The organism is Mucilaginibacter sp. UYP27, from assembly GCF_040547175.1.
GTDB lineage: Bacteria > Bacteroidota > Bacteroidia > Sphingobacteriales > Sphingobacteriaceae > Mucilaginibacter.
The window spans coordinates 543,539-567,563 of the sequence record NZ_JBEPPE010000001.1 but is presented as its reverse complement, the minus strand read 5'-3'; the positions used below and the strand labels follow the sequence as shown (position 1 = coordinate 567,563).

The window sequence follows — 24,025 nt, the reverse complement described above, 5'->3', positions numbered from 1 at the left end:
TTATTTACTTTTCTTTTGCTTTTTTAATACTGAGACTCAAATTTAATACCATATAGACGATATAATCAATAATAAGGTATATGTAATTTTGTTAAAAATTGTTAAATTAAGAGTAGCATCGGGCTATATTTGTTACGTAAAGTTCTACTTTGATATTTAACGACCAATATAAGCAAGCATTGTGCAAATAAACTTTTATAAATACCAGGGGGCCGGCAACGATTTTGTACTGATTGATAATCGCGACAGCGTAATTAAAAGTATTGATAAACAAGCGGTTGCAACACTCTGCGACAGGCGTTTCGGTATTGGCGGTGATGGCCTGATGCTGCTGGAGAACGAACCGGGATTCGATTTTAAAATGGTTTACTACAATGCCGACGGTAACGAAGGCAGCATGTGCGGTAATGGCGGCCGCTGTATCGTGGCTTTTGCCAAACACCTGGGGGTGATTACCGATACGACAAAGTTTCTGGCTACAGACGGTGTGCACCATGCCAAAATTTCAGCTGAAGGTAATTGGGTTAGCCTGCAAATGATAGATGTTGCCGAGATAAAAAAAGACGGCGATGCTTACGTTTTAAACACAGGATCGCCCCATTACGTAAAGTTAGCCGCCAACCTGGAGGTTAAAGATGTGTACAACGAAGGGTACGCCATCCGCAATAACCCCACCTACAAACAAGAAGGCATCAACGTGAACTTTGTTGAGAAAAAAGACGAGGGCTACTTTGTACGCACCTTTGAGCGCGGTGTAGAAAACGAAACCTACGCCTGTGGTACCGGCGTTACGGCTGTGGCACTGGCCATGGCCAAACACGAACATCAAATGGGTAGGGTAACCACTCCTATAAAAGTTTTAGGCGGCGATCTCAACATCCGCTTTGATCACGACGGCGAAAAATTCAGCAACATTTTCTTAGAAGGCCCCGCCGAGTTGGTTTTTGAGGGGGTGATAGCGCTTTAGTTATTCTCAACCAATCACTATTCAGCCAATTCACTACGCTCTTAAAAAAATGACGCCTTAAAATTTTAGGGTGTCGTTTTTTTACATTACGTTTGAATTTTTTCTCAGCGTAACTTCTATTAATTTTTTACTTATAAAAGTTAATGTTACGCGTAGACAGCACCAAGCCCTGCCAAATAATTTATGCCATTGCCCGGCACGATTACCTGTCGTACGTGATAGAGCCGCACATTGTTCAGTTGAACCCCAACGGCGAATTTTCTTTTACCCACCAGCGTTTATTCTCGAATACTGCAGAGGAGTTTACCCATTGTATTGATGATACCGACCGTAAACTGATTAAAATACTGGAGGATATTGAGCAGGGGAACGTTATTAAAAAATACTACAAGAAGCCCATTCGGCCGTTCGAGTTTTTTGCCAAGATCTTTACCGATCAACTATTTGATACTATCCGCCCAAAAATTGAAAAGAAACTGGTTGAGGCATTGGCCTTATTAGGTAGCGGCAACAAGCAAATTTACCTCATGAGTAAAGAGGGCTACCCCGCCGGGCGCAAGGTGCATATTGCAGATGAGCCGGCTTCGGTACTGTTCCATTTCAGGCGCAGCGAGGAGGAGATCCGCTATTTCCCTACCATCAAATACCAGGGCATGCGCATCGAATTTATGTTTAAAGATGCCGAGGTGATTTGCAACCACCCCGCCTGGATGCTGCTGGACGATACCCTTTACTATTTTGATAAGGAGATAGAGGGTAAAAAACTCCAGCCCTTTCTTAATAAACGTTTTATATCCATACCTAAATCATCAGAACAATCATACTTTGAAAAGTTTGTTGCCCCGCTAATAGAAAAGCATAACGTGTACGCCGAAGGTTTTACTATAAATACCGAAAAGTATGATGCAACTGCTTTCTTGAAACCTATCTACGTAGAAGGCGGCGCATCGCAATTACAGCTTTATTTTAAATACGCCGGCTATATTTTTCCCTATGGGGATGGCAGGACTATATCTGTAAGGATGGAAAAAACGGGCGACGATTACCTGTTTCATCGCATCAAACGGTCGGTTACCTGGGAAAAGGGAAAGCTTTCGATCTTAGAGGGGATGGGGTTAAAAACGGTATCGTCGCTATTCCAGAACTTAGAAGTAGCTAATCACCACGACGAGGGCGACCGATCGTTCCCTGTGTTTGAATGGCTGAACCAGCACCATGATGAACTGCTCGAAAAGGGTTTTGAAATAGAACAGCCCGACGGGCAAAAGCGCTACGTGTTTGGCAATACCAAGATAGACCTGGAGATAAGCGAAAATAACGACTGGTTTGACATTAATGCCGTGGTATATTTCGGCCCGTACCGCATCCCCTTCATCCAATTAAAAAACCATATTCTTAACCATAAAAAAGAATTTACACTCCCATCGGGCGAGATTGCCGTTATTCCCGAAAGTTGGTTTTCGCAATACGGCAATCTGCTGCACTTTAGCGAGGGTGGCGATGAATTAAAACTCCGCAGGCACCACATAGGGTTAGTAAACGAGTTAAGCGACGGCGAAATGGCCCAAGTTGCCATGAACCGCAAATTGCAAAAACTTACCGATTTTGAAGAAACGGAAGATATGCCCATGCCGGTAAATTTTGCGGGTAGCTTACGGCCCTATCAAAAGGCAGGCTATAACTGGTTCCACTTTTTAAAAGAGTACCATTTTGGCGGTTGCCTTGCCGATGATATGGGCCTTGGTAAAACCATCCAAACCCTTGCCCTGCTACAAAAGCACAAGGAGGACACAGAGAATGCCGGTAGCAAAGCCACATCGCTGGTTATTATGCCGACCTCCCTGATCTATAACTGGCTTAATGAAGCTAAGAAATTTGCTCCACAATTGAGGCTGATGGTGCATACCGGCGCGTTCCGTTACAAATCGGCAGAGGTATTTGCTAATTACGATGTGGTGATTACCACTTATGGCATCAGCCGGATAGATATCGAGATGTTTAAGGCTTACTTTTTCGATTATGTGATATTGGATGAGAGCCAGAACATCAAAAATCCGTCGTCAAAATCTTTCCAGTCGGTAAGGCAGTTAAAATCAAGGTTTAAGCTGATCCTGAGCGGTACACCGGTAGAAAATTCGGTTAATGACCTGTGGACGCAGATGTCGTTCATCAACCCGGGCTTGTTGGGTTCGCAACAATTCTTTCAAAACGAGTTTGTGACGCCGATAGAGAAAAAGAAGGACGAGGATAAAGCCCGTAAGCTACAGGCTATTATCAAACCATTTGTATTGCGCCGTACCAAGGAGCAGGTGGCAACCGAGTTACCGCCAAAAACCGAAACCTTGCTGTATTGCCAGATGAGCGAGGAGCAGGCCGAGGTGTACGATAAAGTGAAATCAGAATACCGGAACGAGCTACTTCGCAGCATTGAGGATGGCACATACGCCAAAACACAGATCCAGGTATTGCAGGGGCTAATAAAATTACGCCAGATAGCCAACCACCCATCTATGATAGATGCGGATTACGAAGGCGACAGCGGCAAATTTGAGAACGTTACCCATACCCTAACCAGCGTATTAAACGGCGGCCACAAGGTGTTGGTGTTCTCACAATTTGTAAAGCAATTGACCATCTACCGGAACCACTTTGATAAGGAAGGCATCCCCTATGTTTACCTGGATGGCAGCACACAGAACCGAGGCGACGTAGTAAAACAGTTCCAGGAGGAAAAAAAAACAAGGGTGTTCCTGATCTCGATAAAAGCCGGCGGCGTGGGCCTAAACCTAACTGAAGCCGACTATGTTTTCATCCTCGACCCATGGTGGAACCCGGCGGTAGAGCAGCAAGCTATTGACCGCACGCATCGCATTGGCCAAACCAAAAATGTATTCATCTATAAATTCATCACCAAAGATTCCGTAGAAGAAAAGATCCTTGCCTTGCAACAGCGCAAGCTAAGCCTGTCTCGCGCGTTGATCACCACCGAGGACAGTTTTATCAAATCGCTTACCGCGGATGATATTAAGGAGATACTGGGGTAGAATTTACGTCAATTTCTGCGCTTCGTTTGGGCAAATGTTCACGTTCACGTTGGTGAACACAGGCAACACTTTATAAACAACTGATTATGAGGTTGTCTGAAATTTAATTAACTGACAAAATAGTGCCACCACTTCATGTTTAAATAATACTATAATTCTCTCCCTGCTATCGCGCAAGCCAATACTGCTTTCCCAATGTAGGTAATAAAACTATGCGCAAACAAAAAAGGCTGATGTTTCATCAGCCTTAATCATATTTAATTATTTTTTTCCTATCCTGTAAAGTTTCCCGCTATCGGTTAAACCGTAAAGGGCACCGTCTTTACCGGTTACCAGGGCACGCCAGCGTTCGTTTTTATCTTTTAGCAAACGTTCCTCGCCTACAACTTTATTGGCGCGGATAACCAGCCTTGCAATATGCTGGCCGCTTAAGCCCCCAACAAACAGGTTGTTCTTCCATTCAGCAATGTTGCCGGTGTAAAAGGTGATGCCGCCCGGCGAGATAGTTGGGTCCCAGTAATAAACAGGTTGGGTAACACCATCCTTTTGCTGGATGCCGTCGCCTACTTTTTCGCCACTATATTCTATCCCGTAAGTAACCACGGGCCAGCCGTAATTGCGGCCGGGTTTAATAATGTTGATTTCATCACCTCCGCGTGGGCCAAATTCTGATTCCCATAATTCGCCGGTTACAGGGTTCCAGGCCAAACCATCCGGGTTGCGGATTCCGTATGCATAAACCTCCGGTAAAGCGTTTGCCTTCCCCGCAAAAGGGCCGCCTGCAACAGCTTTGCCCGCTTTGGTAATGTGGATGATCTTGCCGATCCCAGCGCTAAGGTCCTGTGCTTTCATGCGGATGTCGTTACCACTACGTTCGCCGGTGCTTACAAACAGGTTTCCTTGTTTATCAAACACAATGCGGCAGCCATACTGCAAGCCTCCTTTATAAGCAGGCGTAGCACGGTAGATAACCTCTACGCTCTCAAGCGTGGTTTCATTAGCCGATAGCTTGCCTTTGGCAATAGCCAATACGCCGCCATTGTCGGTGGGTTCGGCATAGCCCCAGTAGACCATATGGTTAGTGGTAAATGCCGGGTCAATAGTAACATCAAGCAACCCGCCCTGCCCTTTAAACAGCACCGCCGGGAAGCCTGTTATTTGCTTATCAAATCCGCCGCCTGCTTTTAGTATGCGCATAGTACCACCTTTTTCGGTCACTAAAAAGCGCCCATCCGGCAATACGTGGATGCCCCATGGATTTTTTAAGGTGCTGTTAATAACAGTAGCCGTATAAGGCGTTTTGGTTTTTATACCGCCTATACGTGTTTGTCCTTTAAAGGCTGGTTTGTAGGTAGTATTTGGGTTTTGCGTTTCTACGGGCGCAAGCGTGGTATCGCGTTTTGCAATATCAGCAGCATAGCTAACAGATACCACAGCGGACAAACCCATAGCTAACAAGGTTTTTTTATAATATATTATCATAAATAAATAGTTTTAAGGATATTACCACATTAAACCCCATTTGGTTTTAATGGCATACGTTCGTAACAGATATAATACCTATTAGGGGCTAAGCCCTGCAATATATAAAATCATTTGTTAGATGATCATTCACAAACAAAACCTCCCGGCATTTTGTATTAACACAATATTATTACAAATTAAAAGCATGGTCAAAATTAGTGTCCACTACTCCCGCATATAGCTTACTTTTTGTAACATTGCACAAAGTTTAATATTGACAACCGCAGCCAAAAAAATATTCTCGTACGTCATTAAGGCAACTATCATTGTTTTAGCATTCTTGTTTATATACAACAAGTTTTTAGGAAAAAATGACAGCCTTAAACAGTTTGAGGAATTAATATCTGTAATTAATCGCAACCAGGTTATATATACCTTATTAGCAGTTATATTACTAATGGTTATCAACTGGTTTTTGGAGAGTTTAAAATGGCAGTACCTTGCAAAAAAGTTAACCAACATATCAATTTGGGTTGCTATCGAAGCTGTATTTTGTGGGCTCACCTGGGCTATTTTTACCCCTAATCGTATTGGCGAATACGGTGGCCGGGTAATGTTTCTCCCAAATCGTAAACGCGTACATGGGGTATTTGCTATGGCCGTTGGCGCATTCGCCCAAAATGTGATCACTAACCTGGTAGGGGTAACAGCCTCATTATGGTTCATCTATTATTTTCTGGATATTAACATATGGCTTTATTTAACACTTTTGGCCTTGTCTATCGTGTTTTTGGGCTTTTTTTTGGTGTTTTATTTTAACATTAATTGGTTGGTAAGCCTGCTCGGCAGGATAAAGTTCCTTAAAAAGTATCACCGCTTTTTTGAGATCATAGGCCGCTATAACGTAAATGAGCTTTTAGTAGTTATCGGCTACAGCCTTGCCCGGTTCTTTGTATTCTCTTACCAATATTATCTCATTATTCATTTGCTGTTACCAACTATCCCGTTTGTAGAGATGATGCTAACCGTATTTGTTTTCCTGTTCGTACAATCGGCCATACCATCGCTTGATCTTTTAGACATCGGCGTACGTAGTTTTACGGCGATGCACCTGTTTTTATATATAACCAACCAGCAAATAGCTATAATTGCAGCGGTATCGTGTATTTGGTTAATAAACCTCATTATCCCTGCCATTATAGGTTCAGTATTTGTTTTTAAAATGAAGTTTTTTGATCGCACTGTATAGTACTATTTCGCTTATGCTAACTGGTTTATACCTATTAGTTGTTTCGTATCTCATAAAAGGGTGGGCTGCTTTAAAACGCCCGGCCATTAACACATCTGGTTTTATAACCAGGGTTACTATCCTTATAGCGGCGCGAGATGAAGCCGAACGAATTCGCTTCACAATTGATGATATCATCGCGCAGGATTATCCTAAAGAACTCACCGAAATTATAATTGTTGACGATCACTCTACCGACGATACTGCAAACATCATCCGTAGCTATGCTGCGCAGGGCGTAAAGCTATTACAACTGAAAGAAGACAAACCGCTAAACTCCTACAAGAAAAAAGCCATAGCAGAAGCCATTGCCCTATCGAAAGGCGATTTAATGGTTTGTACAGATGCCGATTGCAGAATGGGGTCAAAATGGCTGTCGTCAATCATAGGTTATTACGAAACTTATCACCCGGTAATGATATCATCGCCGGTAACCTATTTTGAGGAAAAAAGCTTATTCGAGCGTTTGCAAACGCTCGAATTCTCTTACCTGATAGGCATTGGCGCAGCGTTTATTGGTAATGGCCGTGCATCTACTTGCAACGGCGCTAACTTTGCTTACCGCAAAGATGTATTTTATGAGGTAGGTGGTTTTAAAGGTATTGATGACCTTGCATCGGGTGATGATGAGTTACTATTACAAAAAGTTGCCGAAGTTTATCCTTACAAAATAGGTTTTTTTAAAAACAATGATGCGGTAGTATTTACCCATGCCAAACATACCCTGCAGGAATTTTTACAGCAACGCCGCCGTTGGGCATCAAAATCGACCCGGTATAAAGATAAAAAGGTGGTAGCGCTAGCGGTTTGTATCTGGTTATTTAACCTTTCCTTACTGGTAAATGCTGGTTTAAGTTTTAATAGCCTGGTTTATCTTAAACTTTTTACAATTCAATTTCTGTTAAAATATTTGATAGAATTGGTTTTTCTGTTGCCAATAACCGCTTTTTTAAAACGGACAAATTTGGTTAGCCTCCTTATATTATTAGGGCCTATCCACATCATTTACTTTGTATATGTTGGCCTTATAGGCAACACCCGTAAGTATGCCTGGAAAGGCCGCATTGTTAAATAGAGATTAACATTTTTTAATCTCTTAAAAAAACCTTTGCAGCATCCATTAAAAAAGGAATATTTCGCTATTTTAGGCTGCCTTAACTGATAAATGCAAAATAACAACGATAGCACCGGCGAAGACGAACTGATCAGGCTACTGCTTAAAAGGCAGTCGGAATTGAATTCCCTTTTGGAAGTGACCAGGGCTATAAATAAGAACACCCCAACCCCAACATTAATTCAAATGCTGGAGGTTATCCTAAAAAACTATCTACAGATAGGTAAGTTCCGTTTTCTTATAGAAAAAGAAGGTGCTTACAGCTGTATATCTAAATATGGCGGTGATATCGAATCTGCCGTTACCCTTAACCATACCTGGGCTCATTTAAGCAAAATTAAAGCCCCTGCAGAACTTAGCAGCCATCCGGATAAGATATTGAGCAGGTACAATTATTTTATCCCTATATACCATAAAAATAAAGCGCTTGCATTCGCGCTGATAGGGGATTTCAACACTTCCGGCGATATGTTGAACAATGATCTTAATTTTATCCAGACATTGATCAATGTAATTGTAGTGGCGTTGGAGAATAAAAAGCTATTTCGTGAGCGCTTACAAGCCGAACGTTTCCAGCGCGAAATGGAATTGGCTGTAGAAGTACAAAATATGCTTATCCCGCTAAGAGAGCACAAAGAAGAAGGCGTAGAGGTTGGTGCACGATACCTGCCACACCAGGATATAGGCGGCGATTATTTTGATTTTTTCCGTATTAACGAAGCTGAATTTTTATGGTGCGTTGCCGATGTATCAGGCAAGGGAATATCTGCTGCTTTACTTATGGCAAACTTCCAGGCAAGCCTGCACGGTTTAGCCGCTATTGAAGAAGACCTTACCACGGTTGTAGAACGCTTAAATAAAATTGTTATCCGCAATACTAAAGGCGAACGTTTCATAACCTTATTTTTAGCAAAGTATAACGAGCGTACCCGTAAGCTTAACTATATTAATGCCGGCCATAACCCAACCATCGTATACTCGGAAGGTGAGGTTGTTCCTTTAAAATTAGGCACAACTATGATAGGCGCGTTTGATGAACTACCCTTCCTGAATGAGGGCGAGATTGACCTTGAACCTGGTAGCCTAATATTTAACTACACTGATGGCTTAATGGATTATGAATCACAAAATTCAAAGGTATGGAGCGAAGAAAAACTCCTTGAATTTGTAATAGCTAATGGTGAACTTACTCCTGACGAATTTAACGAAGCCTTAATGAAACACATTAATCAGGTTGTTAAAGGCAAACCTATTGATGATATTACTTTACTTACCTTAAGAATATCGTAGCTGGCTTCTAACAGAGTCAATAATTTTATTTGAACCGATTATAATCCTAAACTTGCTGAGATCTCCAGCATCCTCTCAATAGGTTTCACAGCCTTTTCTATAATATGCTTAGGTACTTCAATCTCCGGCATTTCATTTTTTAAACACAGGTAAAGTTTCTCCAGTGTATTGCGTTTCATGTGCGGGCAATCGTTGCAGGCACAGGTGTTATTTGGCGGCGCCGGTATAAAGTTTTTATCCGGGTTATCCTTTTGCATTTGATGCAAAATACCTGCTTCAGTAGCTACAATAAAATCTTTATCAGGGCTGTTGGTGGCGTATTTTAATATCCCGGTAGTAGATCCTATATAATCTGCCATCTGCAATATAATTTCCTCACATTCAGGATGTGCCAGTATTTTTGCGTTTGGATAGCGCTCCTTAAGCCTGGTTAACTTTTCACGGCTAAATATCTCGTGTACCATACAAGCGCCATTCCAAAGTACCAAATCCCGGCCTGTTTTTTTAGCTACCCAGGCACCCAAATTCCTGTCGGGCCCAAAAATTATTTTCTGGTCTATTGGCAAGCTTTCTACTATCTGCACCGCATTGCTGGATGTACAAACGATATCGCTTAGCGCCTTCAGTTCTGCAGTACAGTTAACGTAGGTTATCACCAAATGGTCGGGATAATTCTCTTTAAATTTTTTAAAAAGGTGCGGCGGGCAGCTGTCGGCCAGTGAGCATCCTGCCTTTAAATCCGGTAAAAGTACTTTCTTATTTGGTGATAATATTTTTGCTGTTTCGGCCATGAAGTGTACACCGGCAAAAACAATAATGTCTGCATCTGTTTTGGCGGCTTGTTGAGATAGGCCCAGGCTGTCGCCAATATAATCGGCAATATCCTGAATATCTCCTTCCTGGTAATAGTGGGCCAGTATAACGGCATTTTTCTCTTTTTTAAGTTTTTCTATTTCGGCGAAAAGGTCAAGGGACGGATCGATGTGTTCGTCTACAAAACCTTTCACTTTTATTTCTTCGAAGATATCCATTCCACAAATCAATTAATAATAACTCTTTTTATATATATAAATAAACCTATTGTTATTAAGGTGTTAGTTATGTGCAAAAGTTGTAATACTATTTAAGCTAAAAGTTGTTTTTCCATTTTTACTAACATTTATAAACAACTTTTCCATTTTTATAATATTGATGGTAAGATGAGTATAAGAAACAACATTTATCTTAAAAACTTATTTGTTAATAATTACTTGCTTAATTATATGTTAGTTTCGTAGTAATATCGTCTTACAAATAGCTTAAAAGTAAACGTAAAAATTGTAATTTTCTCACTTATCAACGTTCTGCTTATTTTGTACATTTTTACTTACACAAAGTTAACACGTTTTATACCGCTTATTAACATAAGTGCTAATTTTACACAATACATATACTAAACATGACCAGAACTGTTGATTTCCTCGTGGTAGGATCGGGTATAGCCGGATTAAGTTTTGCACTAAAGGCTGCAAAGCATGGTAAGGTTCTGATAGTTACAAAAGCTAACGAAGACGAGAGTAACACAAAATATGCCCAAGGTGGCGTCGCGGTAGTTGTTGATAAAAAAGAAGATTCGTTTGAAAAGCATATAAATGACACCTTAATTGCCGGCGATGGTCTTTGCGACCCAGTAGTTGTAGAAGCCGTTGTTAAGGAGGGGCCCGATAGAATCCGCGAGATTATTGATTATGGTACCAACTTCGACAAGACGAACGAAGGTATTTATGACCTTGCCAAAGAAGGCGGACACAGCGAATTTAGGGTGCTGCATTATAAGGATATTACCGGTTTTGAGATAGAACGTTCGTTATTGGAAGAGATACACCGCGAGCCTAATATTGAGATATTAACGCATTATTTTGCTGTTGATTTGATAACCCAGCACCATTTGGGTGAGTTTGTAGATAAATCATCAGATAATATAAAGTGCTATGGCATCTATGCTTTTAATACCGAAAATAACCAGGTAGAAAAGATAGAATCTAAAATCACTGTAATGGCATCAGGCGGTGCCGGGCACATATATTCGGTAACGACCAATCCTGTTATTGCTACAGGTGATGGTGTGGCGATGGTTTATCGTGCAAAAGGCAAGGTGCGTAATATGGAGTTCATCCAGTTCCATCCAACGGCATTATTTAATCCTGGCGAGTACCCATCATTTCTGATATCAGAGGCGGTACGTGGTATGGGCGGAATATTAAAAAGAACTAATGGCGAAGAATTTATGCAGGAATACGATCCGCGTAAATCATTGGCGCCAAGGGATATTGTAGCAAGAGCGATTGATGCGGAAATTAAGAAATCGGGGGAGGACTTTGTTTACCTGGATATCCGCCATAAAAAGAAGAAAGATATTATAGAGCACTTCCCTAATATCTACGCCAAGTGTTTAGAGATAGGGATTGATATGACGCGCGATATGATCCCTGTGGCACCTGCCTGCCATTATATGTGCGGTGGCGTATTGGTAGATCACCAGGGGCGATCTTCTATTAACAGGCTATACGCCTGCGGAGAATGTTCGTCCACGGGCTTACATGGCGCTAACCGTTTGGCATCAAACTCTTTATTAGAAGCATTGGTATTTGCACATCGAATTTATAAAGACGCTGTTGTTGATTTTGCAAGTTTTGAGATACCAACCAATATCCCCGACTGGAATGAACATGGCGTTCAGCTTTCAAATGAGGATATCCTGGTTACGCACAACATCCGCGAAATGCAGAAGCTAATGAACGATTACGTGGGTATAGTTCGGTCCGATTTCCGTTTGGAAAGGGCCATGCGCAGGCTGCGTTTGTTATACGAAGAAACAGAAGATTTTTATAAGAAGACAAAACTATCCGTTAAGCTTTGCGAGTTGCGTAATCTGATACAAGTAAGTTACCTCGTTGTAAAATCAGCAAAGGCCAGGCACGAAAGCAGGGGACTACACTATACTACTGATTACCCTGAACATCAGGAAGTTTTGGAGGATACGATTTTTTAGAATTGAGCGAAAAACGGGATTCGAACCCGCGACCTTCAGTTTGGGAAACTGATGCTCTACCAACTGAGCTATTTTCGCTTGTATTTAAAGCAAAACTAATAAATATTTAATCACTATTCCGATAGCTATCGGGACATAAATCACTAATTAAATAAATATGCCTGTCATCTTATCCGTAAAAGACAAATCACCCGTATGGGGAACAGATTGCTTTATTGCCGAGAACGCTACTATTGTTGGTGATGTAATAATAGGGAATAACTGTTCTGTTTGGTTTAACGCGGTTATCCGGGGCGATGTGCATTATATAAAAATAGGGGATAACACCAACATTCAGGATGGCGCGGTGATACACGCCACTTATTTAAAGGCACCAACTAACATCGGTAATAACGTATCTATCGGCCATAACGCTATTGTACATGGCTGTACCCTGCATGATAATGTTTTAATAGGAATGGGCGCTATTGTTATGGATGATGTGGTAGTAGAGGAGTATGTGATCATAGGGGCAGGGTCTGTTGTATTAGAACGTACCATTTGCGAAAGTGGTTATCTGTACGCCGGCAGCCCGGCCAAAAAAATAAAGCCTCTTACCGACGAGCAAAAGGCTTTATTGAATAAGTTACCGCAAAACTATATCATGTATTCCGGCTGGTTTAAGGATTGATCTGCTCCTTCGGGATATCTATCGGTTCTTCTGCTTCCCAATTTGGCCTTAAGGTTATTTCTTTATCGTACAGCCATATATTTTCCGGCTGTGTTTTCAGTTTCACATTACCGCTATCCCAACGCCCATTTTTATTCGCATCGTACACCACCCTAATTTTATACTTTCCTGTTAAATAATTTTTATAAACTATTGATCCGCTTTTGGCAATAGGATCGCTATGTATCAGGTTCTTTTGGTCGTCAATCAATTCCACCACATAGCTTTTGCTGCTATCCGAGACATTAACTTTAAGTGTAAGCTGGCTATAATTTTCCGGCTTATCCGCCTCAAAATTAATACCTGTTCGTTTGTTTTTGTCCCCGTAAATATCCGTTACTGCAGCGTCGTTAAATACTATCTGATACTTGCCACCCGCACGCCACCGGTTTTTTACCAATAAAACACGTGGGTTAGCGGTGTCCCGCTGAACCGTGATGTTTGGAACATTTGCCGAATCGATAGTAAGCGCTATCAATCCGGGCTCTATGCTTTCTACAGGTAAGTTGGTGGTTATTCTAAGGTCTGTATTGGGCTTTAACTTGTTATCACGGTTAATACCATACTTAAAGGTGAGCGTGCGTGTAAAGGTTTCTTTTCGGCCTTTTAACTGGTACACGGTATCGATTGGCTTTTTGTCGTCATAAATAGCAACACGTAGCGAATCAAAATCCATATTACGCATAAATACTAATGCTGTGTCTTTCGTTTTGCTGATGTCTACTATCTTTTTTGCATCTAAGTCTGCAGGGTAAATAATTTTTAATGAGGGGTTATTTAAACGCTTATTAAAAACAAGTGATAATACACCATCGTTAGTTAACTTCTTTTCGGAGACCCTAAATTTTTGGGGCACTTGCTGGAACAGGGATAAACGGATACCCGATGTATCTTTGTTCAAATTTACGGTACGGTTAGAAAAAGCTATCAGCTCTTTATCGTTATCAAAGATCTTATTCGGGCTTGGTTCCTTTAAAGCGTATATCTTATATTCTCCATCGTGCAAATTATTTAAAGAGAAGTTTCCGGCCGAATCTGTCGTTGCAAAAATTGTGGGTTTCTTTTTACCGAATAACAAGGAGTCCTGTTTAACCGGGAAGATCATTACCGTTGCATCTTTTTCTTTTTCCTGCGTAATGCTGTTCATTACAAAACCCGACATGCTCAACGAGTCGATATGCGGGCCGGTAGAAAACACGTAAGTAAAATTATCCATCACGTTGCTTTCGTTTACATCTTGTATCGCCTTACCAAAGTTGATCACGTAGGTTGTGTTTTTTTGAAGCGAGTCTTTAAAATCGATGATGAGGTCGCGCTTACTTGTTTTGTACTCCGGTTGTTTTTCCATTGCCGGGCTAATGGTAATTTCCTGGTACGGATTACTCAGTTTATAAAATTCGTCAAATTCTAAACGGATCTCTTTCGCCGTAAAATTACGGGTCATGTTTTCAGGTGTTGACTTCAATAATTTTGGCGGGGTAAGGTCGCGCGGGCCTCCCATAGGTTTTTGGATGCTTGCGCAACCAAAAATAAGCAAAGCAAGAAAAATGAAGGAGAAAATTTTACCGAGAATAGCCGATTTTGAATTTAACATTGTTTTTATGCCCTATAAACGATTTTTGCCTTTTTATGAACTGTGATATTAAAAATCTAAAAAAATGCTTTCTGAACGATATTTTATAATTAACTGATTTACAGTTTGTTATACGCTATCTAGACACATGTACCATTAATACAGACACATCTGAAGGCGATACGCCCGAAATGCGGGATGCCTGACCTAAAGTGCGTGGTTTTATCCTCGCCAATTTTTCGCGTGCTTCTTTAGAAAGAGAAACCAGTTGGCGGTAATCAAACTCGGGGTTAATTTCCCGATCTTCCATTTTTTTCATCCGGTCAACAATTTCCAATTCTTTTATAAAGTAACTCTCGTATTTGATTTTTATTTCAGCCTGCTCAATAGTTTCTTTATCATAGGCCGATAATTTATTTTGCAATGAGCTATCTACCCGTTTCAGTTCATCAAAACCTATTTGTGGTCGCGAAATTAAATTAAACAACTTAGCGCCCTGGCTAATAGGCGAGGTGCCTACTTCTTCCAATAAACCATTTACTTCTGCCGGGTTAATGCTTTTGCTCCTGGTAAAGGCAACTATCTCGTCCGAGTCCTTAATTTTTTTGTTGACTTTGGCTAAACGTTCGTCGCTTATCAAACCCAGTTCGTGACCCATAGGGCTTAACCTAATATCGGCATTATCCTGTCGTAATAATAATCGATGTTCTGCCCTTGAGGTGAACATACGGTAGGGCTCTTCCGTGCCTTTGGTTACCAAATCGTCGATAAGGACGCCGATGTACGATTCGGATCTTTTTAGGATCAGTTCGTGTTTATCATTGAGTTTTTGATGGGCGTTAATGCCCGCTATAAAGCCTTGCGATGCAGCTTCTTCATATCCCGTGGTGCCGTTTATTTGTCCGGCGAAGAAAAGGTTGCTGATCTGTTTGGTTTCCAGCGTCAAACTTAGCTGGGTAGGTGGGAAGAAATCATATTCTATTGCGTATCCCGGGCGGAACATTTTTGCGGTTTCGAATCCGGGGATCTGCGTAAGCGCTTTGTATTGTACATCCTCTGGTAGTGAGGTTGAGAAGCCATTTACATAGATTTCGCAGGTGTTCCAACCTTCCGGCTCAACAAATATCTGGTGACGGTCACGTTCTGCAAAGCGGTTTATTTTATCCTCTATAGATGGGCAATACCGTGGGCCTAAACCCTTGATGCGGCCGGTAAACATAGGTGATTTTTCGAATCCTTCTTTTAGGGTTTCGTGTACTTTAGTATTGGTATAGGTTATCCAGCAGCAACGTTGATCTTTCGAAAGTTCAACATCCGTGTAAGAAAAGCGGCCACGCTCTTCATCGCCCCATTGCTCTTCCATTAAGGAATAGTTAAGGCTTCGTCCATCCACGCGGGGAGGGGTGCCGGTTTTCATTCGGCCCGCGTCGAAACCCATCGTCACCAGTTGTTCCGTTAATCCGGTTGCGGCCTTTTCGCCGGTACGGCCACCGCCAAATTTCTTTTCACCAATATGGATTACGCCATTTAAGAATGTGCCATTTGTTAGCACTACTGCATCCGCTTCGATTTCTACCCCCAACGACGTTTTTACTCCTGCAATGGTGTTGCCTTTAATCAGTAGTGAGGTTACAGTATCTTGCCAAAAGTCTACATTTGGTGTTTTTTCAAGTCCAATACGCCACTCTTCTGCAAAGCGTATGCGGTCGCTTTGCGCCCTTGGGCTCCACATAGCCGGTCCTTTAGAGCGGTTAAGCATACGGAATTGTAGCGACGTTTTATCCGTGATTATACCCGAATAGCCACCCAGTGCATCAATCTCACGTACTATTTGTCCTTTAGCAACCCCGCCCATTGCCGGATTACAACTCATTTGCGCTATTGTCCCCATATTCATGGTGATAAGTAAAACGGATGAGCCTAAATTGGCGGCGGCCACGGCAGCCTCACAGCCAGCATGGCCGGCACCAACAACTATTACATTATATTTCTTAAACATAAAACCTCCATGTTCCACGTGGAACATTATGTAATTTTTTAAACAGATGTTCCACGTGGAACATTAAAAAAAGAGTATAGAGCAAACGCCGCCCAAATGCCCTCTAATACAACAAAGGGGTAAAAGTTTATCATATATGACGACAACCCACACATGCCGGCACCTATAAAGTTCATTCCCGTGTAAAAATGTGTTTGTGCCGAAATCTTTTTGAACATATTTAACAAAAAAGCTATCAGTAATATAATAACGCCAATAGAAGCAATGATATCGGATGTTTTCATCTCACTACGCTTCTTTAAGTTCGCCTAATTCAATCCAGCGAGCGCTTTTTGCGTCCAATTGTTTATTTAAATAAGCCATTCTGTCTGTCAGTTTTGTTAATTCTTTTGGATCGATGTTGGTTGTGTTCAAAGCGTCGGAAGTTTCCTTTAGCTTATCTTCAATATCCGAGATCTCTTTTTCTAACCCCTCATATTCCTTCTCTTCTTTAAAACTGAGTTTAGCTTTTTTAGGTGCTTCTGCTTGTTGTTGAGTAGGGGCGGATGATGGTTTCTTATTCAATTGCTTGGCTTCTTCCAGTTCAACACGGTACGACGTATAGTTGCCGTTATATATAAGCACATTGCCTTCGCCTTCCATAATAAATAGTTGGTCGGTAAGTTTATCAAGCAAATACCTATCGTGCGACACCATGATCAAAATGCCGGGGAAGTTAGTTAAAAATTCTTCCAGCACATTAAGAGTGTCGATATCCAGGTCATTGGTAGGTTCATCCAGTATCAAAAAATTAGGGTTTTTGATCAGGATGCTCATCAGATGCAAACGTTTCTTTTCACCCCCACTTAGTTTTGACACCATTCCATATTGTTTGGCAGGAGGGAACAGGAATAAAGTAAGCAAAGCCGAAGCAGAAATAAGCTTACCATCGGCCATGGTAATAAACTCAGCAACGTTCTTTACAATATCTATAACGCGTTCATCTTCTTTAAAGCTTAAGCCAGCCTGGTTAAAGTAACCGATAACGGTGGTCTCGCCTTTTACTAATTCCCCACTATCCGGCAATAATTCACCGGTGATCATATTTAAAAGGGTTGATTTACCGCTACCATTTTTACCGGCTAAGCCTATACGGTCGCCTTTTTTAAACGTGTAGCTAAAATCTTTAATATAAGTATTTCCATTAAAGCCCTTGCCTATATGGTGCATCTCCATTATCTTGTTTCCCTGGCGGGAAACCTTAACACTTAACTCCACGTTTTCTTTAGCTCCGCGGTCTTTTGTCTTGGATTCCAGATCATAAAAAGCATCGATACGCGATTTTGATTTAGTGCCACGGGCCTTTGGTTGCCTGCGCATCCATTCCAGTTCTTTACGAAGCAAGTTTGAATTCTTTTGAAAGGTGGCCTCGTCAGACGCTTCTCGTTCGGCTTTTTTCTCCAGGTAATAACCGTAGTTGCCTACGTAGGGGATAATTTTGCCGCGGTCTATTTCCAGGATCTCGTTACAAACGTTATCCAGGAAGTACCTATCATGCGTTACCATCAGGATGGTTTTGCTGCCTTCTGTCAAAAGTTTTTCCAGCCACTCAATCGTATCAATATCGAGGTGATTGGTAGGCTCATCTAAAACGTAGATCTCAGGGTCTTCAATTAACAGTTTAGCTAAAGCTAAACGTTTCTTCTGCCCGCCAGATAGCGTATTAATGTGTTGGTTAAGGTGATGTATGTCAAGTCTTCCTAAAATGGTCTTGATCTTATACTCATATTCCCAGGCATCAATCTCGCTCATCTCCTCCATTACTTTATCCATCTCCTTCATGTTATCGGGGTCGTTCTCCAACAACTCCTCGTAACGGCGGATCAGCTGCTGCTGGATATTATCCGAATGGAAGATATAATCGCTGATGGTAACCGCATTTTTAAAGAATGGATCTTGCTCCAGGTAGCCAACGTTAAGGTCACGTGCTTGCGCAACTTTACCTTCGGTAGGCTTTAACGAACCGGAAAGGATTTTCAATAAGGTTGACTTTCCTGCACCATTAACACCAACAAGCGCAACTCTGCGTCCGCGGTTAATGCCAATTGTAAGGTTTTTAAACAACCAGTTGTCATGAAAGGAGTGGCCTAAATTTTCGGCCGAGATATAAGTGCTCACTAAATAGTATGTATTTTATCTGATGTATATATAAAAGTGCCCACGGTACTCTCTAATGATTTTTTGTACATGGCATGGGCAACCGTTGTACCTTTAACGCTCCTGTATTTTTTAAGCCCGCCAATTAAGATTGGGTCAATAACCTTAAATAGGGCAAACAATATTTTTTCTGGAAATCGCGATTTTTCACGTTTGCCAATTAGCATTGATGGCTGATAGATGTAAAGAGATTTCATATTAACCTTCTTCAGGTCATCTTCTAATTCGCCTTTAAGCTTAACGTAGGTCATAGCAGACGTAGCATCCGCACCAATGGCTGTTACTACATGAAACTGATTGACGCCGTTTTGGTATGCAAGCTTTGCCAGCAGCAATGGGTAATCGTGGTCTATTTTACGGTACATATCCTTATCCGGCGTTTCGGCCTTTGTTGTGCCCAGGCAGCTGAAGACCACATGGCCGGTAATGGCTACAGCATGTTTATCCAAGTCATCAAAATTGATCAACAGTTGCACCAGCTTTTTATGTTGGATAGGCAGTTCATGTCTAACAAGCACCAAAACCTCTGTGTACTCGGCCGCTTCCAGTAATATATTTAATAAATTACTGCCAATAAGGCCGCTTGCGCCCGCTATAATTGCTTTGTATGCCATTATGGTGGTTTTAACGCGCAAATTTACGCATAATTAAATTGTGGAATAGATATTGAGTGTTTAAACATATATTTAATTACAATAGGACGTATTTTACTTCTTATAAATCATAAAAATGAAAACAATATTTCACGCCGCGGGCGACAGGGGTTATAACGATATAGGGTGGTTGAAAGCTAATTTTTCGTTCAGCTTTGGCCCATACCAGGACAAAAAAAAGACGAATTTTGGTGTTTTAAGGGTGTTAAATGACGACTTTATTGCACGTGGAAATGGCTTTGGCCGACACCCTCACGATAATATGGAGATTACTACCATTGTATTGGAAGGGGCTTTAGAACATCAGGACAGCATGGGCAATAAAGGCATCATCAAAGCTGGCGATGTGCAGGTAATGTCGGCAGGTACGGGCGTTTTTCACTCCGAGTACAACCCTTCAGAAACCGAAGATACGTTATCATTACAGATCTGGGTCTTCCCCAAAGTACGAAACATCGCACCACGATACGATCAAAAGAATTTTGGCGATAAGTTTATACAAAACCAGCTAACAACGTTAATATCACCTGTTAAAGGTGATGACACATTATGGTTAAACCAGGATACCACATTCTCCCAGGGTAATTTTGATGCGGGGCAACAGTTAAATTATATAATCAAAACACCCGGAAACGGCGCTTATGTGTTCTTGTTAGAAGGTTCTGTAAACATTGCGGGCAAGGCTCTAAACAAAAGGGATGCAATTGGCGTTTACGATACAGAAGAATTTACAATAGAAACCAATAGCCAAAGCAAAGTATTGATCATAGAAGTACCGATGAGCTGATAAACATCAGAATAAAATTTCGGTAGCCTAAAACATTTGACCAATACTTTGTTTATAACGGGCAAGTAATTAATAACTTATGGCAGAACAGGCAATTACCGGGTACAAAAAATGGCTGGAAGGCGTTGGGGAACAGGGTGTGTTCTTTAAAAGCTTTTTCCGCAATATTTTTAGGGGCGGTTTTGAATGGTCGGAATTTGTGCGCCAATGCTATGAAATAGGTTATCGCTCTATGATGCTGGTTGGTATCACCTCTTTTATTATGGGGCTGGTACTCATATTACAACTTAGGCCGTCTATGTTAGAAATGGGCGCCGAAAGCATGCTTCCAAAAACCCTCGCGGTATCGTTTATCCGCGAGATAGGGCCGGTTATTATCGCCATTATATGCGCAGGCAAAGTAGCATCCGGAATAGGTGCCGAGCTGGGTAGCATGAAGGTTACCGAGCAGATTGACGCCATGGAGGTTTCGGGTGCAAACCCGTTACAATACCTGGTTGTTACCCGCATATTAGCGACCACACTGATGGTTCCTTTACTGACTGTTATTGGTGATGCAATTGGCCTTTTTGGTGGATTTTTAGCCCTTAATTTTACCGACGATATCAGCTTTACGTTGTACTTCCATAAATGTATTTCTTCCCTTGAATTTATAGATTTTTTACCCGCCGTGGTTAAAACAATGTTCTTTGGTTTTGCTATAGGTTTTGTGGGATGCTACAAAGGATATAACTCTAACAAAGGTACCGAGAGCGTGGGTATTGCGGCAAATTCAGCCGTAGTGACTGCTTCTTTATGGATCTTTGTAATAGATGCCGTTGCGGTGCAGATAACCAGCTTATTATTTTACAGGTAACCATGGAAGAAATAAAACAAAGTAAGACCGACATGGATAAAACTACTGGCGAAGTGGTGGTAGATATCGATCACATCTCAAAATCTTTCGGAACAAAGGATGTGCTTACAGATATTACTCTACAGCTAAAACGCGGTGAAAATATTGTTGTGCTTGGTAAATCGGGCCAGGGAAAGTCAGTTACTATACAATGCATTGTTGGGTTGCTTACGCCGGATACAGGCAAAGTTACCGTTTTTGGAGAGGATGTTGCTGAAATGAACGAAGAGCGGCTAAAGGAACTTCGTACCAAGGTAGGTTTCCTGTTCCAGAGCGGGGCATTATATGATTCTATGACCGTGCGCGATAATTTGGAATTTCCGCTAACGCGGATCCTGAAAATTACCGACCAGGCAGAATTAGACAAACGTGTCGAAGAAGCTTTGGATGGCGTGGGCCTCTCGGACGCGATAGATAAGCTACCTTCAGATTTGTCCGGAGGGATGCGTAAACGTGCGGGATTAGCGAGAACGATGATCGTACGGCCTGAAATTATGCTTTACGACGAACCGACTACCGGATTAGATCCCATTACTTCCCGTGAGATAAGCGAGTTGATCCTTAACATGCAAAAAAAGTATAAAACATCATCCATCATTATAACCCATGACATGGAGTGCGCAAAAATTACTGCCGACCGTGTTGTAATTATGAATGAGGGTACATATATAGCCGAGGGCTCGTTTGATGAGCTAAAAAACTCAAAAGACGAATTGGTAAAGTCATTTTTTAACGAAACAACATGAAAACCACATCATCACAAAAAGTAAGAATTGGTGCTTTTACCATAGTAGGGCTGGCCGTATTGTTCCTGGCCGTTTTTTACATCGGGAACCAAAAAAGCTTATTTAGTTCCACCTTTAAAGTTTATGGTACGTTTAAGAACGTTAGCGGGCTTACCGTTGGTAACAACGTGCGTTTTGCAGGTATAAACGTGGGTGTGGTTGAGGCCATAAACATCGTGACCGATAGCTCGGTAAGGGTTGACCTTACGCTGAATAACTCCGTAAGAAAATTCATTAAAACCGACTCGAAGATGAGCATCGGCAGCGACGGTTTGATGGGCGATAAGCTGGTTGTTATCGCTCCCGGCGGGATTACCAGCCAGACAGAAATAAGCGAAGGCAAGGAACTAAATTCCGTTAACCCTGTAGATGTAGACAAGATAATTAACAAGCTTACCAAAGTAGCAGATAATGCTGAAAGCCTTACCAGCGACCTGTCGCAAATTGTAGCCAAAGTGAATAGCGGTAAAGGGAGTATCGGCCGGCTGTTAAATAATGATAAGATAGCAAGAGACTTGGAAGGCACGGTAAATCAGGCTAAAACCACTATGAAAGGCGTACATGCCACCACGGCTACGTTAAATGAGGATTTAAAAGCTGCGCAAAGCAACTTTTTATTAAAAGGCTTCTTTAATAAGAAAAAGAAAGCCGCAAAAGCCAAACAAGATTCAATTAAAAAAGTACAGGAAGAAGCTATTAAAGCCAAAGAAAAAGCAGCTAAAGACGCCGCCAAAAAGAAGGACGATAATTAAGAATGACAGATAAGGAAGTAAAAAGGGGAAGTTAATTAAGCTTCCCCTTTTTGTTATAATGCTTTTGTTATCTCGTCAGATAACGGTTTTGTTGTAGAGCGGTAGCGGTGTATTAGTTTGCCGTTCTCGTCTATAAGGAATTTCTCAAAATTCCATTTAATTTCGCCGATAAAATCAGGGTTAGCTTCTTTGGTTAAGTAAGCAAATATTGGAGCGATATCATCACCCTTAACACTCACTTTTGAACTTAATGGGAACGTAACACCAAAGTTTTTCTGACAAAACTCTTTAACATCCGCGTTGGTACCAGGCTCCTGTCCGCCAAAGTTGTTTGCAGGGAAACCAACAACAACAACCTTGTCTTTGTACTGGTCTGCAAGTTTTTGCAGCTCGGCATATTGTGGGGTAAAGCCACATTTTGATGCGGTGTTAACAATAAGCAATTTTTTCCCTTTATACTTAGATAAAGAAAAATCATTACCATCGATAGTTTTTAGTTTAAAACTATAAAGCGGTGCGGGCGCAGACGTGATGAACATCATAGCACAGATTAATGTCAGTAATTTCATGGTTTATTTATTTGAAGATGAATAATTTAAGAGGGATATTGATTTATGGATGTAAAATTAGGTATTAAAAACCTCTTTTATCCAAATAGAAATCCTCTTTCTGCGTCATTTTTTTCTTAGCGGCAGGGGTTTTATCAGGGTACCCTAATAAGTGTAAGGTTCCATGTATGATAACACGATGCAATTCCTGTTCGGCGGTAACGCCAAACTTGGCGGCATTCTCTTTAATGCGCTCTATAGAAATAAAAATATCTCCTACTATTATCCCATCCTCTTCCGAATTATCAAAGGTGATAATATCTGTATAGGTGTCATGATCGAGGTATTCTTGATTAATCTTAAGCAGGTAGTTGTCAGAACAAAAAATATAGGTAAGCTCGCTCAGCTTGTGTCCTTCTGCAACAATGGTGTTGGTGATCCATTTACGAACCGCAGTTTTATTTTTTAATTTATATTTGATGTCTTCCTCATGGAAAGTAATTGCGGGCATTATATCTTAAAGTGTAGTTCAACCTCGTTACCACTTGCGTTAAATATACACTGGTCGGCAAGGTGTTTTAGTATAAATACGCCACGGCCGGTTAGCTCTTCCAAGCGATCTGCAGCTGTTGGGTCGGCAAGGTTATTATAGTCGAAACCTGCACCCTCATCGGTAACTGTCCAGATGATGCGTTTGCCATCAACCTCAACATTCACAAAAACAGTTTTATTTGGATCTAATTTATTGCCGTGTATAATAGCGTTAATAACCGCCTCATTGAGGCAGGTCATCATGTTGGCGAATACGTCCTCTGCTACGTTATATTTATCCGCCACTTCTTCAATCAAAGTCTCCAGCGGTGTGATGCTTTCGTATTTCGAAGGAAGTTGTAAGGTATAAAGTTCCGTGTGAACATTTGCCTGTGCCAT

The 24,025-nt window shown here is 41.4% G+C and carries 21 protein-coding genes and 1 tRNA gene; 11 read left to right on the top strand and 11 right to left on the bottom strand.

Annotation, left to right across the window (positions count from 1 at the left end):
* The first annotated feature begins 181 nt into the window (after positions 1-181).
* Positions 182-967 (top strand): diaminopimelate epimerase, encoded by a 786-nt coding sequence (gene dapF / locus ABIB39_RS02535; protein ID WP_354427034.1) that lies wholly within the window; start codon positions 182-184, stop codon positions 965-967.
* A 143-nt stretch (positions 968-1,110) separates the two neighbouring features.
* Positions 1,111-4,011: a DEAD/DEAH box helicase gene (locus tag ABIB39_RS02530; protein WP_354427033.1), complete on the top strand. Its 2,901-nt coding sequence runs from the start codon at positions 1,111-1,113 to the stop codon at positions 4,009-4,011.
* A 261-nt stretch (positions 4,012-4,272) separates the two neighbouring features.
* Here the strand turns inward: ABIB39_RS02530 and ABIB39_RS02525 are convergent, their stop codons facing one another.
* Complete coding sequence (locus ABIB39_RS02525) at positions 4,273-5,493, bottom strand: PQQ-dependent sugar dehydrogenase (RefSeq protein ID WP_354427032.1); 1,221 nt, start codon at positions 5,491-5,493, stop codon at positions 4,273-4,275.
* A gap of 256 nt (positions 5,494-5,749) precedes the next feature.
* Between ABIB39_RS02525 and ABIB39_RS02520 the strand changes: the two genes are divergently transcribed.
* The 3 genes from ABIB39_RS02520 (at position 5,750) to ABIB39_RS02510 (ending at position 9,167) form a co-directional block, all read left to right on the top strand.
* The gene (locus ABIB39_RS02520) at positions 5,750-6,724 is read left to right on the top strand and encodes a lysylphosphatidylglycerol synthase domain-containing protein (protein WP_354427031.1); all 975 of its coding nucleotides are present in this window, start codon (positions 5,750-5,752) and stop codon (positions 6,722-6,724) included.
* A 13-nt stretch (positions 6,725-6,737) separates the two neighbouring features.
* Positions 6,738-7,838 (top strand): glycosyltransferase family 2 protein, encoded by a 1,101-nt coding sequence (locus tag ABIB39_RS02515; protein WP_354427030.1) that lies wholly within the window; start codon positions 6,738-6,740, stop codon positions 7,836-7,838.
* Positions 7,839-7,928: 90 nt separating this feature from the next.
* Entirely contained in the window at positions 7,929-9,167 is a 1,239-nt protein-coding gene (locus ABIB39_RS02510; protein ID WP_354427029.1) for a PP2C family protein-serine/threonine phosphatase, read from the top strand.
* Positions 9,168-9,205: 38 nt separating this feature from the next.
* On the opposite strand, the gene nadA is transcribed toward ABIB39_RS02510, so the two are convergent.
* Entirely contained in the window at positions 9,206-10,198 is a 993-nt protein-coding gene (gene nadA, locus ABIB39_RS02505) for a quinolinate synthase NadA (protein ID WP_354427028.1), read from the bottom strand.
* A 407-nt stretch (positions 10,199-10,605) separates the two neighbouring features.
* Between nadA and nadB the strand changes: the two genes are divergently transcribed.
* A complete protein-coding gene (gene nadB / locus ABIB39_RS02500; protein WP_354427027.1) occupies positions 10,606-12,198 on the top strand; it encodes an L-aspartate oxidase in 1,593 nt (530 codons plus the stop codon).
* Positions 12,199-12,203: 5 nt separating this feature from the next.
* Here nadB and ABIB39_RS02495 read toward each other — a convergent pair.
* A tRNA-Gly gene (locus ABIB39_RS02495) sits at positions 12,204-12,276 on the bottom strand.
* A gap of 79 nt (positions 12,277-12,355) precedes the next feature.
* Here ABIB39_RS02495 and ABIB39_RS02490 point away from each other — a divergent pair.
* Complete coding sequence (locus ABIB39_RS02490) at positions 12,356-12,868, top strand: gamma carbonic anhydrase family protein (protein WP_354427026.1); 513 nt, start codon at positions 12,356-12,358, stop codon at positions 12,866-12,868.
* On the opposite strand, the gene ABIB39_RS02485 is transcribed toward ABIB39_RS02490, so the two are convergent.
* The 5 genes from ABIB39_RS02485 to ABIB39_RS02465 all read right to left on the bottom strand — a co-directional run bounded on the left by ABIB39_RS02485 (position 12,858) and on the right by ABIB39_RS02465 (position 19,289).
* The gene (locus ABIB39_RS02485) at positions 12,858-14,501 is read right to left on the bottom strand and encodes an Ig-like domain-containing domain (RefSeq protein ID WP_354427025.1); all 1,644 of its coding nucleotides are present in this window, start codon (positions 14,499-14,501) and stop codon (positions 12,858-12,860) included. The genes ABIB39_RS02490 and ABIB39_RS02485 overlap by 11 nt on opposite strands.
* 115 nt (positions 14,502-14,616) lie before the next feature.
* Entirely contained in the window at positions 14,617-16,479 is a 1,863-nt protein-coding gene (gene mnmG / locus ABIB39_RS02480; protein WP_354428786.1) for a tRNA uridine-5-carboxymethylaminomethyl(34) synthesis enzyme MnmG, read from the bottom strand.
* Positions 16,480-16,517: 38 nt separating this feature from the next.
* On the bottom strand, positions 16,518-16,763 hold the full coding sequence (locus ABIB39_RS02475) for a CBU_0592 family membrane protein (RefSeq protein WP_354427024.1): 246 nt from the start codon (positions 16,761-16,763) through the stop codon (positions 16,518-16,520).
* A gap of 4 nt (positions 16,764-16,767) precedes the next feature.
* Complete coding sequence (locus ABIB39_RS02470; RefSeq protein ID WP_354427023.1) at positions 16,768-18,636, bottom strand: ABC-F family ATP-binding cassette domain-containing protein; 1,869 nt, start codon at positions 18,634-18,636, stop codon at positions 16,768-16,770.
* A complete protein-coding gene (locus ABIB39_RS02465; protein WP_354427022.1) occupies positions 18,636-19,289 on the bottom strand; it encodes an NAD(P)H-binding protein in 654 nt (217 codons plus the stop codon). The genes ABIB39_RS02470 and ABIB39_RS02465 overlap by 1 nt, the downstream gene beginning before the upstream one ends.
* Positions 19,290-19,404: 115 nt before the next feature.
* Here ABIB39_RS02465 and ABIB39_RS02460 point away from each other — a divergent pair, with 115 nt between their 5' ends.
* The 4 genes from ABIB39_RS02460 to ABIB39_RS02445 all read left to right on the top strand — a co-directional run bounded on the left by ABIB39_RS02460 (position 19,405) and on the right by ABIB39_RS02445 (position 22,547).
* Positions 19,405-20,115 (top strand): pirin family protein, encoded by a 711-nt coding sequence (locus ABIB39_RS02460; protein ID WP_354427021.1) that lies wholly within the window; start codon positions 19,405-19,407, stop codon positions 20,113-20,115.
* 79 nt (positions 20,116-20,194) lie between these two features.
* Positions 20,195-20,971: an MlaE family ABC transporter permease gene (locus tag ABIB39_RS02455; RefSeq protein ID WP_354427020.1), complete on the top strand. Its 777-nt coding sequence runs from the start codon at positions 20,195-20,197 to the stop codon at positions 20,969-20,971.
* Between the two features lie 2 nt (positions 20,972-20,973).
* Positions 20,974-21,756 (top strand): ABC transporter ATP-binding protein, encoded by a 783-nt coding sequence (locus tag ABIB39_RS02450; protein WP_354427019.1) that lies wholly within the window; start codon positions 20,974-20,976, stop codon positions 21,754-21,756.
* The gene (locus ABIB39_RS02445) at positions 21,753-22,547 is read left to right on the top strand and encodes an MlaD family protein (protein ID WP_354427018.1); all 795 of its coding nucleotides are present in this window, start codon (positions 21,753-21,755) and stop codon (positions 22,545-22,547) included. Before ABIB39_RS02450 ends, ABIB39_RS02445 begins: the two co-directional genes overlap by 4 nt.
* A gap of 53 nt (positions 22,548-22,600) precedes the next feature.
* Here the strand turns inward: ABIB39_RS02445 and ABIB39_RS02440 are convergent, their stop codons facing one another.
* From ABIB39_RS02440 to ABIB39_RS02430, 3 genes are all read right to left on the bottom strand, one after another.
* Entirely contained in the window at positions 22,601-23,116 is a 516-nt protein-coding gene (locus tag ABIB39_RS02440) for a glutathione peroxidase (protein ID WP_354427017.1), read from the bottom strand.
* A 64-nt stretch (positions 23,117-23,180) separates the two neighbouring features.
* Positions 23,181-23,606 carry an rRNA maturation RNase YbeY gene (ybeY, locus tag ABIB39_RS02435; protein ID WP_354427016.1) on the bottom strand — a complete coding sequence of 142 codons (426 nt, stop codon included), beginning with the start codon at positions 23,604-23,606 and terminating at the stop codon, positions 23,181-23,183.
* Positions 23,606-24,025, bottom strand: a complete 420-nt coding sequence (locus ABIB39_RS02430; protein WP_354427015.1) for an ATP-binding protein — start codon at positions 24,023-24,025, stop codon at positions 23,606-23,608. The genes ybeY and ABIB39_RS02430 overlap by 1 nt, the downstream gene beginning before the upstream one ends.